The organism is Mycobacterium arosiense ATCC BAA-1401 = DSM 45069, assembly GCF_002086125.1.
GTDB lineage: Bacteria > Actinomycetota > Actinomycetes > Mycobacteriales > Mycobacteriaceae > Mycobacterium > Mycobacterium arosiense.
Window position 1 is genome coordinate 15,841 of sequence record NZ_MVHG01000055.1, and the last position, 17,767, is coordinate 33,607.

The 17,767-nt window shown below is 58.0% G+C and carries 16 protein-coding genes and 1 pseudogene; 3 read left to right on the forward strand and 14 right to left on the reverse strand.

Annotated elements, in window-relative coordinates:
- Positions 1–434: 434 nt before the first annotated feature.
- On the reverse strand, positions 435–860 hold the full coding sequence (locus tag BST14_RS18895) for a DUF4189 domain-containing protein (RefSeq protein WP_083065910.1): 426 nt from the start codon (positions 858–860) through the stop codon (positions 435–437).
- A gap of 766 nt (positions 861–1,626) precedes the next feature.
- Between BST14_RS18895 and BST14_RS18900 the strand changes: the two genes are divergently transcribed.
- Entirely contained in the window at positions 1,627–2,064 is a 438-nt protein-coding gene (locus BST14_RS18900) for a hypothetical protein (RefSeq protein WP_142279482.1), read from the forward strand.
- A gap of 522 nt (positions 2,065–2,586) precedes the next feature.
- Here BST14_RS18900 and BST14_RS18910 read toward each other — a convergent pair.
- From BST14_RS18910 to BST14_RS18955, 10 genes are all read right to left on the reverse strand, one after another.
- Positions 2,587–3,249 (reverse strand): hypothetical protein, encoded by a 663-nt coding sequence (locus tag BST14_RS18910; protein WP_438502185.1) that lies wholly within the window; start codon positions 3,247–3,249, stop codon positions 2,587–2,589.
- 79 nt (positions 3,250–3,328) lie between these two features.
- Positions 3,329–3,970: a hypothetical protein gene (locus BST14_RS18915; RefSeq protein WP_438502186.1), complete on the reverse strand. Its 642-nt coding sequence runs from the start codon at positions 3,968–3,970 to the stop codon at positions 3,329–3,331.
- 70 nt (positions 3,971–4,040) lie between these two features.
- Positions 4,041–4,994 carry an MlaD family protein gene (locus tag BST14_RS18920; protein ID WP_083065913.1) on the reverse strand — a complete coding sequence of 318 codons (954 nt, stop codon included), beginning with the start codon at positions 4,992–4,994 and terminating at the stop codon, positions 4,041–4,043.
- Positions 4,991–5,992, reverse strand: coding sequence for an MlaD family protein (locus BST14_RS18925; RefSeq protein ID WP_211280760.1), 1,002 nt, complete (start codon positions 5,990–5,992; stop codon positions 4,991–4,993). Before BST14_RS18925 ends, BST14_RS18920 begins: the two co-directional genes overlap by 4 nt.
- Positions 5,989–7,086 carry an MlaD family protein gene (locus BST14_RS18930; RefSeq protein WP_083065926.1) on the reverse strand — a complete coding sequence of 366 codons (1,098 nt, stop codon included), beginning with the start codon at positions 7,084–7,086 and terminating at the stop codon, positions 5,989–5,991. Before BST14_RS18930 ends, BST14_RS18925 begins: the two co-directional genes overlap by 4 nt.
- The gene (locus BST14_RS18935; RefSeq protein ID WP_083065914.1) at positions 7,086–8,045 is read right to left on the reverse strand and encodes an MlaD family protein; all 960 of its coding nucleotides are present in this window, start codon (positions 8,043–8,045) and stop codon (positions 7,086–7,088) included. Before BST14_RS18935 ends, BST14_RS18930 begins: the two co-directional genes overlap by 1 nt.
- Positions 8,042–9,037, reverse strand: a complete 996-nt coding sequence (locus BST14_RS18940) for an MlaD family protein (protein WP_083065915.1) — start codon at positions 9,035–9,037, stop codon at positions 8,042–8,044. The genes BST14_RS18935 and BST14_RS18940 overlap by 4 nt, the downstream gene beginning before the upstream one ends.
- Complete coding sequence (locus BST14_RS18945; protein ID WP_083065916.1) at positions 9,034–10,080, reverse strand: MlaD family protein; 1,047 nt, start codon at positions 10,078–10,080, stop codon at positions 9,034–9,036. The genes BST14_RS18940 and BST14_RS18945 overlap by 4 nt, the downstream gene beginning before the upstream one ends.
- Positions 10,081–10,090: 10 nt before the next feature.
- A complete protein-coding gene (locus BST14_RS18950; protein WP_438502184.1) occupies positions 10,091–10,909 on the reverse strand; it encodes an MlaE family ABC transporter permease in 819 nt (272 codons plus the stop codon).
- Between the two features lie 98 nt (positions 10,910–11,007).
- Complete coding sequence (locus BST14_RS18955; protein WP_083065918.1) at positions 11,008–11,874, reverse strand: ABC transporter permease; 867 nt, start codon at positions 11,872–11,874, stop codon at positions 11,008–11,010.
- Between the two features lie 645 nt (positions 11,875–12,519).
- Here BST14_RS18955 and BST14_RS29640 point away from each other — a divergent pair.
- Positions 12,520–12,750, forward strand: a complete 231-nt coding sequence (locus BST14_RS29640) for a hypothetical protein (protein WP_142279483.1) — start codon at positions 12,520–12,522, stop codon at positions 12,748–12,750.
- Between the two features lie 121 nt (positions 12,751–12,871).
- On the forward strand, positions 12,872–13,354 hold the full coding sequence (locus tag BST14_RS18960; protein WP_142279484.1) for a MarR family winged helix-turn-helix transcriptional regulator: 483 nt from the start codon (positions 12,872–12,874) through the stop codon (positions 13,352–13,354).
- Positions 13,355–13,733: 379 nt separating this feature from the next.
- Here BST14_RS18960 and BST14_RS18965 read toward each other — a convergent pair.
- The 3 genes and pseudogenes from BST14_RS18965 to BST14_RS18975 all read right to left on the reverse strand — a co-directional run bounded on the left by BST14_RS18965 (position 13,734) and on the right by BST14_RS18975 (position 17,659).
- Positions 13,734–14,409: pseudogene (locus BST14_RS18965) on the reverse strand (TetR-like C-terminal domain-containing protein).
- Positions 14,406–17,276 (reverse strand): MMPL/RND family transporter, encoded by a 2,871-nt coding sequence (locus BST14_RS18970; protein ID WP_083065920.1) that lies wholly within the window; start codon positions 17,274–17,276, stop codon positions 14,406–14,408. Before BST14_RS18970 ends, BST14_RS18965 begins: the two are co-directional and overlap by 4 nt.
- Positions 17,273–17,659: an MmpS family transport accessory protein gene (locus tag BST14_RS18975; protein ID WP_142279485.1), complete on the reverse strand. Its 387-nt coding sequence runs from the start codon at positions 17,657–17,659 to the stop codon at positions 17,273–17,275. Before BST14_RS18975 ends, BST14_RS18970 begins: the two co-directional genes overlap by 4 nt.
- Positions 17,660–17,767: the final 108 nt, after the last annotated feature.

The following is a 17,767-nucleotide window of genomic DNA, read 5'->3' on the forward strand; positions in this document are numbered from 1 at the left end:
GCGCGGTTTCCGTTGAACCATGCGATGTGGTTATCACCCCCCGGCGCACCCGGTATATCTCCGGTGCAGCCAAAGCTACCCCAAAACCAGATACCGCAATTGAGTCCCGATGGGGTCAAGAACCAGACGTAATGCTCGCCGGTCGTATCACCGACGACAGGTCGGTCGCCGGATATGAAAAATTGGTCTGGCTCTTGCTCGGTATACCACGTCGTTATATCCGACATCTCCGGAAACGGACTACCCCCCGGCGCCTCCGGATCCGCGTGTCCCGGGATTACTGCGCCGAGCGTTAGTCCGATCGCAGAACCGATCGCTCCCAACAATCTAGAATGGGCTCGCATTGCTAAATTCTAGCCCGATTTCCCGCCAGAAGGCAGCGGTTTAGAATATATGTCGTTTGGTATCCGGCCGGGCGGCGCACTGCGAGCCGCTCACCCGCCAGGAGGCGCGTCATTGCACTGCGAGCGAAGTACCCTGGTCATGCGTTTCGGACTCTGATTTATGGCGTTTTGTTCTGCGTCATGCTGCGTGACGCCGAGATCCCGATAAAACTGATCTTCAGTCTTGACGATTGCGCCGCACTCGGGATACTTGAAGGCAATCATCACGTTGCACCCGGGGTCGTAACCCGCCACGCTGTTTTGCTGGCAGTTGAGCTTAGCAGCTTGGTTGGCGGCGGCCTCATTTGGCATATTCTTCGATACACCTACGCGGTCGGCCACTTGCGCGACCGCGATTGCGCCCCAAGATTCTTGGTCGGCGCGTGCTGCGGGCATAGCGGACACTACCAGCGCCGCCACGACTGCACTGCCGAGCGCCGAAATCACGATGCGCTTTCCAGCGCTGATTACTATCACGTCACTTCCTTCCCTGTGCGTACTCTACTTGGCTAATATTGGGTGCGCACGAATCGGTTCTATTGGCAGCGTGATTGCTTCCCGTCCTACGACGCGCGACTGTCATTGAGCGGACCTGCCGTTTGCATCATCCAGCGGCCATGGCGTCAGTCAGTCCCCCGAGCTCTTAGTTAATCTACCGGGTCCCTTATCTTATCGGCGTTTAGACTTATGACCAACGTTCGCCGTTTAAATGCCCGATAGTCCTGAATTTCGAAGCGCGTCCCCGGCCGACCCTGAGCAACGGTTGTGTTCAACTGACACGCTCGTGCAACCCTCAAAAAATGCACAAGCAACGGCCGTGCGATTATCGCTGCTATTCGCCTCGTTAATCCACGGACGCCGCACCGAGGCTGGATCTGCGGTGGGCAGTAACCTCTCACCGGCACAACTGTCGGGCGATTCCGTCGACGATGTGTGACCCATGATGTTCACCCAGTTAGAGGCTGCAGCGCAGCGTCATCTATCGTGCCGTCTCGATATATCCGATCAGCCAATACATCACATTCCACTCGGTCATCGGTGCTATTCTGGCGATCGGGGCAATCGCAGCGTAGTTTGATTAACGGAAATGTACTAACGCCGCCCTTTGCGTCCTGTTTAGCCGATGTTCAATAAACAAATCAGGGAGAGTTAGGTGCGTACACGGTCAGACGTTCCCTTGCGCAGAAAAAAAGCGGCCTGGAGACCCGGACGGCGCAGGCTGTGGATCGAATCGGCAGTTATCGTGACGATTTTCTCTTCTGGTGTCCCGCTCGCACCTTCGGCTCATGCGGCTCCGTCGGCCAGCTTGAGGAATGCAGTGGCGTCGGCCCGCGCGACGTCATGCGCTCCAATGCAGTACAACCCGATTGTCGAGCAAGTAGCCGAGGTCAGCAATCGTACGTCCGACAACTGGCTTAATAAGGTTGGAACACATTATCCCGTCACCGACCCGAAATCCGGCCTGAAAGACCTCGGCTACGGCAACGACCTAAACAACATAAAGGGGCAACTCCTCAACGGAGCCGCCAACACCGAGGATGGTGCGATACACGGCGTGATCTTGGAATACGTCTACGATAAATTCGACGATTGCTCCTTCACGGATTTCGGAGTAAGTATGATTCACGACGAACAGGCCGGCTTCTATCTGAGCTCGGTAGTGGTGGCCGGACACTACTGAAACCGGACCAATCCAGTTCGCCTCCCACCTCAATTGTTCGATTAGCGATTAGTTCGCTCGCCGTGGCGGTGGCGGCTTGAAGGTCGTGCTGCCGTAACATGCCGCATTTCCCACATCGAGTGTATTCTGGCAAACGAGGCTGCCTCGGTAATAAACACGGACCGTGACCCACTTGGATGGCCTAGCCACCGGTCGCCAGTCGGCGCGAACCTCCGCGTCGTTGCTAAGCGGGTTACGCACCGTCGCATTCAGGCGCCATGGCAAAGGCACTTGCTGCTGCGCTTGTCGCCCAGCTAGGTCGTTATACTCGACATTCGCTGTGGCTATGTCGCTAGTCGTAACCACTTCATAAGTTACTGTGTCGTCAGCGCGAGCGTAGGGCGCCAACGTTACAGAGCTGGTCAGAAGCGCAATGCTCAGAATGCGAAAGCCAATCACCGACCCTGCCCCTTCTTCATCGACGCCCCGAACCTCCGCCACCAGCTCGAGATTTCTTTTGTAGCACTCGCGACATTTGCTACCCTAGTACCGGCATATATGCGCTCGGTTGATAACGCTTCCATTACGCTTGACGCGCTGAACCGATGGCCCGGTGAACCAGTCGGGCTGGTGGCTCTTAATGCCGGCGTTTACATTCGATAGATGTTGCCAGAGCAAGTAAAAGCTTTTAGCCCCATCAAGCGGCGTATAAACGTCGCCCACATAATCTCGCTCCGTCGTGAAAGCTTGGACGCGAGGCTCAAGGAAATCCACCGATTGGTCGATATTTGTGGTGAGGATGTCAGCTTGCTGCTGAAGGTTCCCGAAGCTGTAGTCCCAGTCACTCCCCGAGCCATTTATGACGCCTGGACCGTTGGGCGTGATCCGGGCGAATTGTAAAGCGTCGATCTGGCGTACCAATTCATCGTACTGAGCGTTGTACCATTGGCAAAGCTCTTGCTCCCCCGCAAAGTCTGTATCGGTGACGCTTCCCTTGACTTGATCATAAGGGTAAGGAAATGACGGCTGCCAGTTCGAGGGTCTTGGCGTTATGGGCGGTAATGGTTTGATGATTACTGGTGACGGTGTAGTCGGTTGACTGGGGTAGCCACTGAGCCCCATTAGATCAGAGAAGTCAGGGTCCTCCTGCGGATCGGCACTAGACGTAGGCCCAAGCACAATGGCAGCTGCCAATAATGTAAACATCACGCACAAGACATTGCGGCCAACCCGGAACTGCCGCCGAGCTCTCATCACTTATCTAACCTCCTCCTCGGCCGTGGAGCTACTTCTCCCCGACCACGGCGCCAATCCCGCCCACATCGGTAATCTTCCAGTCCTTGGTGCTGTCGATCGTGATGCTGTATGTCGCCGTGGATTGCAACGGCTCGGGTGCTTGGATAGTCTTGGTCATCACGCTGACAAAAGCGTCGACAACATATGTTCCGGCGGTATCCGAGCGAACTTTCGCCACAAGCGGTTTCGCGGTCGAAGTCCATTGGAGAGGGACGAGTATTTGCTCGATTGACGTTGCCGCTTTAGTCAACTTGTCTTTGAGTTCTGGCGTGGTTCCTGCGACGAGTTTGACCTTCCACCCGTTAATGTCTTGAAAATTCATTTCCGCTGCGTGTACCGCGTAGTCGAGGGCGAGCTTTTCGGCGTGTGCATTATTTTGCAGTTGACGACTCTGCGCGTCGAGCTTGCGCTGCGCTCCAACATATAACCAACCCAATGTGCCGAACGCGGCGACGACGGCAACGATCGCCACGGCGATCACCAGGCTACGAAGAGAGATCGTCAACCGCCGTGCCGCGGATTTCTTGTCGTTGAGCTCGTTTCCATCGTCGATCTCTATTGAATCGTTCTCCGCGTTCGGTTCCGCGGCGTCTGGCTTTTCCGCGTTCGGTTCCGTGGCGTCTGGCTTCACGGCGTCGGGCTGATCATCGGTCACAGTGTCTGTACTCAATTCAGCTCCACTAGGTTTGTGTTGGCGCACCTTAGCTCCCTTGGGCGGTCACGTGGAGCGTAACCCTGCCGTCCTCGGGTACCGAGTCCAACATATTACTCAGGATCTGACCAGCATCGAAGTTCATCAATGCGCCCGCGATTTTCGTGATCTGCGGCAGGAACGCCTCGCCCAACACCTTGAGGTCGCCACCGTTATTATCGAGAAGCCTCTGAATTCGCGATACTAAGTGGCTAAGGGTCACCATGGTGTTAGGTGCACCATTGTGAATAAGCAAGAAGAAGTTGCCCAAAATAGATTGAGCATCTTCGAGGATATTGAACAGTTGCGGTCCAAGGTGAGTGAGCACAGGCCCCATGAAGCCGGCGTTGTGCAACAATGATTGAAAGTTGTCCAGCAACACCCGCCCGTTGCCATGCATACCCGCGGCGGCATTTCTCAAGACCCGGCTGGCATGCGACAGGTTGGGCAAAACCGAGTTGGCATACGGTAATGCGGTGTCGGCCTCAACGGTAATACGTTTCAACTGGTCGGGGTCGAGCTGGTTGAGCACTCGGACGACGCTTGACGCTAGTTCCGATATAGATGGTGGCTGCCTTACCGAATTCGTGGCGATGTGTTGACCGCTGTGCAACATCGGACCATTTTGGCTGCGCGGAACTAGCTCGATATACGACTCACCTAGCGCCGACAAGTTTTCGAGCTGCACTTCAGTGTCGACCGGGACACGAAACCGGCTTTCAACGAAAAAGTCGACAGTCGCCCCGGCAACAGCCGATTGAATCTTAGTGACTTTGCCGACTGGTACACCCCGCAGTAGAACGTTCGCATCGACAACGAGACCATTGATATCGGGCACGGTCATGGAGAGGTCAGTGCGGTTGGATGGTGGCCTGAGCCGCACACCGAGTGAACCGATGTAATACACACCGAAAGCAATCGCCAGTCCGAAGGCGATAAACGACATCACGTATCGTATTTTCATGGAGCTGCACCCAGGATTCGTAGTACGTCCTGCACGTCTCCCGACAGTTCCTTACCGTCAGGGCCGACAATTGACGTGATGTTGATTGCTGGATATCTATCTTGCGCAATGAACTTGTCGGTGAAGAGTCGTCGCCACGCCGGCGCCTCCTCTTCAAAATCCCATTTGCTGCGTTGAAGGGCGCCTGTCGCATCGACGAGTGAATGCAGAAGTGGCACCAGCCAGAACCCACCAGCGTAGATGCTGCCGAGCGAGGGCACCACGGTTGCAATACCCTCGCCGGTGACACCGGCGCGGTAAAAGGCCTCTGTGCCATTAGGGGTAAACCAATCCGCATATATCGGCCGCAGCTTGTCCATGATCTCACCAGTACCGGATGCATTATTGAGCAACTGGTCAACCGTACCGATATTGCTGGACAGGTCGGATAGGTCGGCGGCCACTTGAGAAGCCACTTTGCGTATCGCAGCTTGTCCTCCGGGGGGCTGCACTCGATTGATGCCGATAATCGTATTCTGAATGCGCTGTATGGACCCGCTTGAGACGAAATTCGCAAGCGTTGCGATGGTGTCTTCCAACTGCGGCGGAGAGGTTGTCTGCGCCAGCGGGATCGTGCCGCCCGCAGCTATTGGTGGCGCAGCTGATTGATCAGTTTGGGAGCGTTGCAGAGCGACGTAGATGTCGCCGAGCACAGTGGCTTGCTGCAGAGCTGCGTGAATGTTAGCGGGCACCACGACACCCGAGCCCAACCGCGCGGTGACATCGACTTGGCGGGCCGAGAGTGCCACCTTGGTGACCACCCCGACGGTTGACCCGTCCAACACCACCTTCGCGCGATCAGGCAGGTTGAGCGCACTGCTGAATTCAATAATTACGTCGTAGCCATCCCGGTACGAATTACCGGGCTGCGGTAGTGCATTGACGTTGATTGACGCACACGAGGAGACCGCCAAGGCAATGGCGACGACCACGGCCACCGGCCAAATCCGGCGGTTCATCGATGCGCCTGGTTGAGTGCGTACTGAAGCAGCGCAACGTCAACCGCATACGGTTCGCCCTGCACGTTTGCGCAGCTGCCCGGCACAGAAGCGTTCATCATATTGCATAGCGCGACTCCATCGGGCGTACGGATGCGATACATCGGCGGTCGGTATCGGATGACATGGCGAGCCGCTCGACCGTTAAAGTAGTTGGCCAACGCGTTAATCCAGGGGGGCCCGACATTCAGCAAATTCGCGATTCTGGGGGCATGTGCGCTCAGCTTCCTAAGAGCCGTGCCCACTGTGTCGAGGGTGAACTGAAGTTCGTCGCCGAGGTAATTGTCAATGTCGGCAGCGGCGCTGATGAGCGGCACGGCTGAGCGGACTAATCTACCCGTACCTTCGAGGGCCTCAAAAACGTCCCCGTTGGTCTGGTCCGCGTCAACAAAACTCTGCTTCAGGGGCCCTCTCAACTCTCTGAGCAGGGAAGACAATTCGGCGAGGTTAGTGATTATGGTGGAAATGTCGCTTATCGCCTGGTCCGGGCTATCGAGCACTCTCGACGACGTGGTCAGCAACTGATTTAGACCAACACCATTGTTGTGCGTAGCTTGGTCGAGTTCACGGACGACATCGCCGATGTTCCTCGACCCCGCCGGGTTGACTGAGTTGATGAATGTAGTGCTCGATCCGATCACCTCAGACAAACTCTTGGGAGTTGCCGTCCTGCCAAGTGGAATACACTCGCCGGCGCGTAGCTTCGGGCCTGCCTCATAATTGCCGACCACCTCCAACGACCGGTCGGCCAGGATCGATGTCGACCTGATGATCGCCTTAACATCCAGAGGCAACGGACGGTGTTCGTTCACGGTGAAATCGACACGCACATCCTTGATGCCAGGGGTAATGGCCTTGACCTGGCCGATCGCATAGCCCATCTGGGTAACGGGGTTGCCGGTATAGAGGCCGACACTGTCCGACATGATTGCGCAATATTCGGCCTGCTTCTCTCCTGATGGCGCTGCGCACGACGTGCCATTCACCGCCACAGCCGCCGCTGTGACAGTGCTTGCGACGATCCCGCGTCCGCGACGCCAGCCTAATGCGACCATCAGCAGGCATGCCCCGGTGCCGGCATGCACAGATCCGTCGCCAGCAGCTCAGGTGGCGCATTCTGTGCATCAAGGACCCGTTCGATCTTGTTCCGCCCCAAGCGAAGAGCCCGTATTATTAGGCCATTGCGCTCGGCCCAGAAACGTGCTTTGTCCTGAAAATCGCGCACCATCGTTAAAAATTTGTCTCGATGATTCAGATAAAATGCACCAATCGGTTCGAGAGAATCTAAAATATCGCCCAATCCACTCAGTCCAGCGTTAAATCCATCGGAATAGAGAGTCAGCGTCTGCTCCATAAGCGCAGCCTTGCGAACTAGCGCCCTGAGCAGGTCCCTATTTGCGTTCAGCGTCCGGATATATTCATCGGACAAATTAAGGATTTTGGTCACCTGACCGCGCTGTTTATCTATCGTCGACATCACGCTGTTGCCGGCCTCAATTATTGCAGAGACGACCTGCACGTTATCGCCACTAAGTCCCTTCTGGACTTGATTCAATGCCTCGTTGATCGGCTGCGCGCTCACATTTTCGGTGATTTTCGTCGCGTCGGTAAGGGTGCGCATCAAGTTATAGGGCATCGTCACACGCTCCAGCGGAATTGGCTTAGCGCCCAGCGCTGTCTTCCCCAGTGACAGGATGCTCACGTAGTAGCCACCGACCACGGTGAGCATCCGCACCTCGACTTGGGACTGGTCACCCACAAATGCGGTGTCATCGACGCGTGCGCGCACCCGCACCTGGTTCGATTCCAACCTCAAGTCATTGACCTTGCCGACATGGATGCCGGCGATCCGTACCTCATCGCCGGGCCGGATCGATGCGGCATCCTGGGTGTAAAAAGTGACGATTTTCTGGCCTGGGGGGCTGACGTAAAGCCAACTCGCCACCAGTGCTGCAATAGTCGCGATAGCCAGCGCGCCGGCCCCCCACAAAGTGGGGTTTCGCACTACTCTCATGGATTGCACAAGACCACCCTTTGCCCGTTGAGAAGCACATTCAGCATTGCCGGTAGCTCAGCGCGCCCCCGTGAGCATGGCGCCGGTGCGCCGGCCGGTGGCGGGACGTCGTCCCACATGACCGGAACTAGCTTGAACGCTTCGGTAAAGTCATCGAGGTTGCCAAGCGCACGATCGAATGCGTTGTCCATATTCGCCCCGAATTTGAGACCAACGTTCCGCAGCAATTGGGCCGCCGTATGTGTGAATTCGTAGCCAAAAAGTTTCGACTTGCGGAATTCCTCGATCACACTCAGCGCGCCATCGAGTGGAAGATTAGCTGAGTCAAGGATCTTAACCAGGTCTCGTGAATGGCCACCCATTGTGTCAGCGATTTCTGAGAGGTTGCGCATCAAAGTTGCGATGACATGTTGGCGATCCGACACGAACGCAGTGAGTTTGTGGATACTGTCAAGAATCGGCTCCAAGCCTTCTCCATCGCCGGCTAAGTACGATGCCGCATTCGTTGTGAATGTGTTAACCTCTTCTGGACTTAGTGTGGCGATCACCGGTTGCAGCCCATTGAACAATGCGGTGACGTCGAAGGAAGGTTGCGTCATCACGGTTGGCACGTCAGTCACAAGATCGGTCGTCGAATACCGTTCGGAAGGGTTCAGCACATCTAGATAGCGCACACCTGTCAAAGCCTGAAATTTGATGGCGAGCCGGGTAGTTGAGACCACACCATATTGCTTGTCGAGGGTGAATTTGACTGCCGCAGTGCTTTGGTCCTGCTCTCGATGCAATTCGATGGATTGGACCTTCCCGACGCGCACTCCACGCACGCGCACGTCGGCGTCGGTGTGCAATCCGGAGGCGTCAGTGAATTTCGCCGAATAGGCACGGGTAGGCGATGTCACTGGCTGAGTTATGACATTCGCTACCGCGATGAGCATGACTGTCGTGGCAACTCCTGCTATCACGAGTCGCCACAAAGCCGCCTTCCACGTCATGAGTGGCCCACCTCAATGCCAAGCGGGCCCGCCACACTGGGGATGTTGTCCAAGGCGATCTGTACGTTAAGAGCAGGTTGTCCGGGCGTTCCGCTATAGAGTTTTTCGAACCGAGAACGCAGCTCGACCAATGTCTGCGCGATACCGTCAGGTCTAATCAGTGGCGGCACCACGTCGGCCAGCGCCTTGACGGTATCGATCACCGGTAACAGATCATCGACATGCGTCTGCTCTAAGGTTCCGACATCACCAAAAACGTGGATCGCGTCTCTAATAGTTCCTCTACCCCTCGTATCGAAAAATTGTTTGCCGACATCTCTCGGGCCGAAACCCGCGTAAGTCCTATCCAGGTTGATGTACATTTCGCCACCCTGCGTCGCGCCCGCTACGAATGAAGGAACTCCATTGCTGAGTTGCGTCGTGTTGGTCAGGAGTTGCTCGGTGCTGACCGTTTGCACGCCTGCAACGGCGTTAGACACAATGAGCATGGTCTCGAGGAGCGGATCCAGAGCGTCGATGTAGCGAGTCGACCTGTCGATCACTTGGACCAACTGCGTTGTTAAAACTCCAGTGGATAGCTGACCGAAACGGTAGAGCAACGCTTGAAGCGTAAAGTTCCCGTTCGGCGCTTTGCGGATTCGCATCCCCTCGCTGAGCGGTTGGCCGCCGGTACTCGCGACCAGATTTATTCCGGTGACGCCAAAGTAGTTGACGGGTCGGAAATCGATGTCCATCGTATTCGTCAATCCAGTCACCGGGCCGGACTGCAGGTCAGCATTAAGCTGCACACCTCCCGCGGGCAAACTAGCGACACCTGTGACCTCTCCGACCTTGACTCCGTGCAGCACTATGGGCGTCCCCTTGGCCACACCTTCGCCGACAAACGGTGTGTCGATCACTACGGAAATTAAGCCCGGCGCTCGACCGCCAAATGGATTCAAAACCTTAACCGCCCCTAGCACGGCGACGACACAGAGCACCAACGCTGCCCCGATCATGAACAACATCCGTGCTTCAGATCTGTCCGAACCTTGTAGCAGCATGTCTGACCACCTAGCCTGTAAACACAAACACTGGCCGGAGACCCCACAAAGCCACGGTCAGTAGGAGATCTAAGACCATGATCACAACAAGACTTGCACGCACCGCCCGACCCGACGCTATGCCCAAACCGATTGGACCGCCCGTGACAAAGTACCCATAATAACAATGTATCAAGGTAACCGCCGCACAAAAGACAATTCCTTTAATCACAGAATATGTAAGGTCTGAGAGTGTCGTAAACTCAGCAAGGTAATGTTTGTAAGTGCCACCGGGCTGATGATGAAATACACGGATCACCAAGTCCATCACCATGAAATTCGTAGCCAGTGTCAGTAGGTAACCTGGCACCACACATAGCATCGCACCGATCAAGCGGGTGCCAACTACGAACGGAATCGGCATGAGTCCCATTGATTCGACTGCATCAATCTCTTCCGCGATGCGCATGGTGCCGATTTCCGCAGTCATTCGGCATCCCGCCTGTGTAGCAAACGCAATACCTGCCGTGAGAGGCCCGATCTCTCGAACGGCTCCGACGCCGCCAGTAAGGCCGGATAAAGCACCAAATCCGATAATGTTCAAAACGGAAAACGCCTCCACCGCGATAGATGCGCCCAGAGCGATACCCATGATTATGAATACGCTCATCACTCCGCCATCCACGATTAGTGAGCCGCGGCCCCAAGCAAGGTTATTCATTTCCCGTAGCGTGGCCCGCGAATACCGGCGCAATGCCATTGGCAAGTACCACAACGTCTGGGCGATGAATACCGCGCACTGCCCGACTGTGCGGAAGGTCTCGTAGAGCGACCCCAGCGCGGATGTCAAATAGCGATTCCAGCGCCCAGGGAATGGGTTTCTGGGTGGTCCGACACTGGGTTGCTGAGGTGGTAGACCAGTGGTAGCCGTCAAGGTTTGCGAGGCCATTACGCAATCTCTATCGGATAGAACATAGTCTCCAACTGCGTGATCGCGAGATTCGCAAAAACAATACAAATAACGCTGATCACGACCGATGCATTCACGGCATCAGCGACACCCTTCGGACCGCCCTTTGCCTCCATCCCGCGGAACGTGGATACTATCGCCACAATCGCTGCAAACACGAAGGCCTTGCCGATGGCGAACCACATGTCCGGCACCTTCGCGAATGTTCCGAATGACATCCAGTAACTTCCGGGTGCGATATTGGTGACAGTCATCGCCAGGATGAACGCGGCTGTAGTTCCCGCTGCGATGATGACGGTGCACAAGGCCGGGGATATCAAAACTAGCGCCAGAAAGCGGGGCACTACCAAGCTGCGAACCGGGTTGACGCCAATTACCCGCATCGCGTCGAGTTCATCGCGAACGGCGCGCGCCCCGAAGTCTGAAGCGATGGCCGAAGCACCCGCTCCACCCATCAACAGACCCGCAGTGATGGGCGCTCCTTGCCGGACAACTCCGACACCACTCGCCGCACCAATAAGCGCGTTTGCCCCCACTTGATTGACGAGTCCGGAAGTCACGACCGATACCATCGCCCCGAACGGGATTGCCATCAGCAGTGCAGGTATCGCCGTCACTTTGAGCAACGTCCACGCCTGCACTAAGAGTTCGGCCACCGGGAGCCTCAGCGAGATGGTGTCGGATACCGAGTAGCGCAGCACATCCGCGAACAGCTGCATAGCGCGACCCGTTGTTGCTGCGCTACGGGCCGGGATCGTGGCTACCCGCGATGCCACCTGGCCCACTTCGTTGAGGGGGAGGCGCACGGCTTGCCGCCGTCCAACCTGGTTGGCGGGTGCGGTCATAATGGGCCGATCGCTATCCGCAGTGCAGCCAACCGCTCGGAGTCAGTTATCCACACGCCCACCGGTTGACTCCCCCAACGGCTGTGCCTCCGGCGGCTCCGACACCACCATCGCGGTGTGGGCGAATCCGGGGCTCGGGCAAACTGGATACGAGCCACCCCCAGCGCGGGCAGCTTCGGTTAACCGGAACCGCGAACTGGCTGGCTCAATTTTCCAACGATCCGGCAGCCCTGCAGCGACAGCGGTGAGGCTCCCGCCACATTGTTCAATCACGGTGGCCGCCGCATCGCGATAGGCGGCCGGACGGCGCGGTCTCGGTTCGTCGGCAGGTTCGATGATCCGATCGTCGACGCAAAAACTGGTGCACGTGACGTCCTCCCCGTCGTCTGGTGTTTCACCTGTTACTGCGCTGTTACTGTAGGACAGAGGGCGCTTGGTATCAATACAAAATCATCGAATTTAGAAATTATATATCCTAACCATCGGCCAGTAGTCGTCCGTCAACATGTCCTTCGGAGCCATCGGTGGTCAGCAAGTTTGGCCCTAGACGCACACATTGCGACATCTTCAGGTCCATTGGGCCCCGGTACATTGGCGCAGGTCGCGGGACGCAGTCGGGCGAGCACGTCCAACTAAAGGGTCGATGTGCACGACGGACGACAAAATGGTCTCGGTTCTGACTACCTCGCGCAGCAGCTTGATCGAGTCGATCGGGCGGATGCCGTCAACGCCTGTAGACAGGTGGTCCAGGAACAGAATGCAGTCGGTGCAGCCGTTCGCGGCGCGCCGGCGATCATCGTTCGCGGCGCGCCGGTGATCATCGTTCGCGAAGCGCCGGTGATCATAACGACGGCGGATCGCGGCGAGGCACGCTAGAGTATTAGACTTGCGTTGATACTTTTTCGACTGAAATAAAGCCCGCCAAATCAACAAGCGGGCGGGAAAGGTTACTGTGCCACCGGCCAAGCGCGCTACAAGCCCGTCGGACAACGGGTTGTTGGATGAATCAGCACTTGAGTCAGTACGGCTGCGGGAGGTCTTGACGCATTACGCCAAGGTGCGTCGCCCCGCCCACGTCGTCGCCGCGTCGGCCGTGTTTCGAGCCGACAAGATCGTAACCGCCAAAATGGCCGCGGCGTTAGAGGGACTAGAGCTCACCCCCGATCGATATGAGATTCTGGGCTTGCTGGCAAACACCCCGGGCGGGCGGTTGTCGCTCAAGGATCTGGGACAGGCAGTGTTGAGCCACCCTGCCACCACCACCTACACCGTCGACGTCCTGGAAAAACGCGGCCTGCTTAAACGCCGTCCGGACCCGAAGGACCGGCGCGGCGTACTGGCCCAGATCACCCCGGCCGGACGAGAGTTGATCAAGCGGGCCACAAAGATGCTCGAGCTGATCGACTGGGGAATGGGCGAACTCTCCGACGAGGATGCCGCCACGGTCGCGCGGGTGCTCTCGCAGCTGCATCCGACGTAGGCTCGTCTGTCCCTCACGGGATTGCATCGTTGCCTCAGCTATTCGCCGAGCACTCCCGCGTGACTGGCCCTGAGGCGACCCACGGATCTGATCGCCGGTGAGCGTCATTCGCCCGCCGAAATAGACGCGCGAACCTCGGTGTCCTGATGCGAATCACCGTGCCGCACATTCGGAATACAACCAGTTCGGCTCGCGCAGCGTGCATTCTCCAGCCGACTCGTTGACCTAGCGATAGGGCCTACCGGCGCAACTTGACAGCGGTTCGGGTAGCTACATCCGAGCGGTTCACAGTGTCTGGTCACAGGAGAAGCTCGCATAGGCTGGCAAATGGATCCGTCCGCGTGGTAGAGGGCTGGGCAGAGCTCGCCGCGGATGGTCGTCAACAGCAATCGGAACGTCCGCTGACGCGAACCAAGCTGTGGGCAAACACATTGGGACTCGCCAGCTTTACAGTCGGCAGCGCGGGTAGAACTACCGTTTCTAAACCTGTCGGACAAAATTCGCGTCGACGCGTTGTCCGCTGACCACCCGCAGCAGTCCCATTGCCACGATCACATCGGCGACAGTGACCAGTCCCAGTCGGCCGGATCTTACGCGGACGGCAGCTTGCGCCAGGATCGTCGAGACCACGCGCCTACCCTTTGAAGGGCAACAGGCATCGAGGGCCGAGGCGGGCTGGGGATCGTGTGCGGCCTCCACGGCGACACGCAGCACGAGGTCGCGGGAGATCAAGTCGTTGTCGATGCGCTCCACGCATTCGATGACGTTCTCGATCTCTCCGGTCAGCTGCCGGTGTCGGGGGTAGTCGTATCGAGTAGATCGGGCTGCGAGTACAGGAGCGCATTGGTGATCAATGCCGCCTTGGATGACCATCGCCGATGATTGCGGCCTTGCCCACCCCCGCGGCGGGCGGCGATGTCTTTCATGTTGGTGTCGCTGTAGCGTTCTCGGTTACGGCGGCCAATGCGGCGTTGAGGTCGCGGATCACGTGATCGGTCGAGGCGCCCGACGGTGCGCTGGCGCAGTGTGGATTCAGGGTCTGTCAAAGATTTCACTGAGGTGCGAGTTGTGGGATGGGTGCGGTATGGCGTGTCCCACGTGAGCTGGGGACCGTCCTTCCTGGCGATATGCGGAAAGTGTTCAGTGGCCACCAGAACCAGCGTCCCAGCGCGGCAGCCATCGAAGGTGTGAGGAACGACCGCACTAGCAAGGTGTCGACCAGCAGACCCAAGCCGATCGTGGCGCCCATCTGTCCGATCATGATGAGAGGGCTCACCAGCATCGACAACATAGTGGAGGCGAACACCAAGCCGGCCGCGGTGACCACCCGTCCGGTGGCGCCCATACCCCGGATGATGCCAGTGTTCAAGCCGGCGGGAATCTCTTCCCTCAGACGCGACACCACCAGCAGGTTGTAGTCCGAGCCTACCGCCAACAAGATGACTACCGACGTCGGCAGCACGCCCCACTCCACGCCCAATCCGATGAGGTCTTGCCAAATCAATACGGACAGACCACAGGCGATGCCCAATGACGCCGCCACCGTGCCGACGATCACCAAAGCGGCGATCACTGCTCGGGTGATCATCAGCATGATCACAAAGATCAGGATCATCGCCGAGATGCAGGCGATCAACACGTCGACGATCACACCGTCTTGCAGGTCACTGTAAAACGACCCGGGACCGGCCAGGGACACCGTCGCGCCTTCTAGCGGGGTGCCCTTGATGGCGTCGATCACCGTGTCTTTGATCGCCGCGGCATGGTTGATTCCATCCACCGAGACAGGGTTTCCCTGGTGGGTGATGACAAACCGGACAGCCTTGCCGTCTGGGGAGACGAACATCTTTAGGCCGCGTTGGAAATCGGGATTGCGAAAGACGTCCGGAGGCAGGTAGAAGGAATCGTCGTTTTTTGCCTGATCAAAATACTGGCCCATGGTGGTCGAGCCTTGCACCAACTCCTGCATGTGGGCCTGGATGCCGGACATCGTGCTGTGCGTGGAGCGCATGAAGTCACGCATTCTGGTCATTGATGCGATGGTCGGCGGCAATGTGGCCAGCAGCTGCGGCAACAGCGGGTCCAGACGCTCGAGATCCCCGGTGAGGCCCTGCAGTTGATCAGAGATCGTGTCCACGCCGTCCAGGGAATCGAAAATCGATCTCAGCGACCAGCATGCTGGGACGTCAAAACAGTGCGATTCCCAATAGAAGTAGCTGCGAACGGGTCGAAAGACGTCGTCGAAATCAGCGATCCGATCGCGCAACTCAGTGACGGTGGCCACCACCTCGTGAGTCTTGCCGACGACGCTGTGGGTGGTCGCGGTGAGTTGTCGCACGATGCCGTACATGCGCTGCAGGCCTGCGATGGTGGTGCTCAACTCGTCGGTCATCTCCAGCATCTGAGCCATGTTGTCGTTGCTGAACTTCGCGGTTTGCAGCATGTTGGAGCCCTGCATGGAGATCAGAAACGGCAACGAACTGTGTTCGATCGGCGCACCTAGGGGTCGGGTGATGGTCTGCACCCGCTCGATACCGCGCAGATGGAACACCGCCTTGGCGATCCTGTCGATCACCAGCATGCCCGCCGGGTCGCGTAGGTCGTGGTCGGCCTCGACCATCAGCAATTCAGGGTTCATCCGCGCTTTGGTGAAGTGCCGGTCGGCGGCCGCGTAGCCGACGTTGGCGGGTGTGTCGGCTGGCATGAATTTCTGAATGTCATATCCTGGCACGTAGGTCAGCAGGCCGACGAAGCCCACGATTGCGATCATGGCACTGATGGCGATCACGGGCTTAGGCCAGCGCACACAGGCGGTGCCGACCTTGCGCCAACCACGAGTGGACAGCTCCCGCTTGGGATCCAACAGACCGAATCGGGACGCCACCACTAGCACCGCCGGCGCCAGTGTCAGGGCCGCTGCCACCATGACGAAAAGGGCGATGGCGCACGGCACTCCCATGGTCTGGAAGAACGGGATACGGCACGCCGACAGACACAGACAGGCACCCGCAATCGTCAGGCCCGAACCAACGATGACGTGCGACACCCCGTCATACGCCGTGCAAAACGCCGCTGCTCGGTCCTGGCCGCGTGATCGGGCTTCGTGATATCGGCCCAGCAAGAAAATCAGATAGTCGGTTCCCGCGGCCATGCTGAGCATGGTGAGCAAGCTCACCGCGAACGGCGTGAGCCCGATTAGGTTAAGGGTGCCCACGGTGGCCGTCACGCCCTGGACGGCGAAAAGTTCGATACCGACCACCACCAGGGACAACATGACGGTCACGACCGAGCGATAAACGATGAGCAACATCACCAAGATGACGCCACCCGAGACCAGCGCCATCAGTGCGAAGGCCTTGGTGCCTTCCGCCATAACGTCGGCGTTGAGCATGGCATTGCCTGCAAGGTAAGCCTTGACGCTCGGCGGCGCGGGCGTCTCGGCGATAATCTTGCGCACGGCGGCGACCGAATTGTTGCTAAGCGTCGTACCTTGAGCACCGGCCAGGAAGACCTGCGCGTAGGCGGCTTTGCCATCGGCGCTTTGCGACCCCGCCGCAGTCAGCGGGTCGCTCCAAAAGTCCTGAACGTTCTCAACGTGCGCGGTGTCAGCTCTGAGTTTGGCGATGATGCGGTTGTAGAAGTCGTGGGCGCCCTTGCCAAGCTTGTCCTGACCCTCTATGACCACCATCGCCGAGGAATCGGAGTCGAACTCCTTGAACACCGCACCGATGTGCATCATCGCCTGGAAAGACGGGGCATCTGCGGGGCTTATCGGAGCCGAATGCTCCGCCGCGACCGCCTCCAGAGATGGCGACAGCACGGCGAGCGCTACACCGAGCACGAGCCAGAACAAGATGATCGGTATCGACAAGGCCCGCACGAGCCTCGCGAAAAGCGAAGGCCCTCCATCGGGGTTGCTCATACAGTTTTCACCAAGCAATAGATGAACGGTCGGTACTCATCGCTTCTGCGGTCATCGCGCACCCGGTCGTCAACGATGACCCGGCAACGCAGGGCGCGTACGTCGGTGTCGCCTTGGGCAACGATGTTGGCCGACATCGACGGCAGTGTTGTGACGATCGTGTACGACCACGGCAGCCGGGCGGCATCGATGGCATGGGGCTGCCCATTTTCGTCGAGGTAATCAACGCCCACCACCCCGCCCGCTGACCCGGTTATCTCATAGGTGATGCGCTTGGGGTTAAAGGGTTTCGTCACGTCCCCGTAGCCCTCGGCTGCCGGCGGCGCGGCATTGACACCGAAGGTGGCACGGATTCGGACCACCCCCCCCCCCCCGACCCCCACCCCCCCCCACGCGCCGGAGACCGCGCCGCAGGCGCGGCCGGCGCGGGCGAACCACAGGACCCCACCGGCCTTTTTTTTTAATTATAAGGCGACCACCGAGATCTTCAC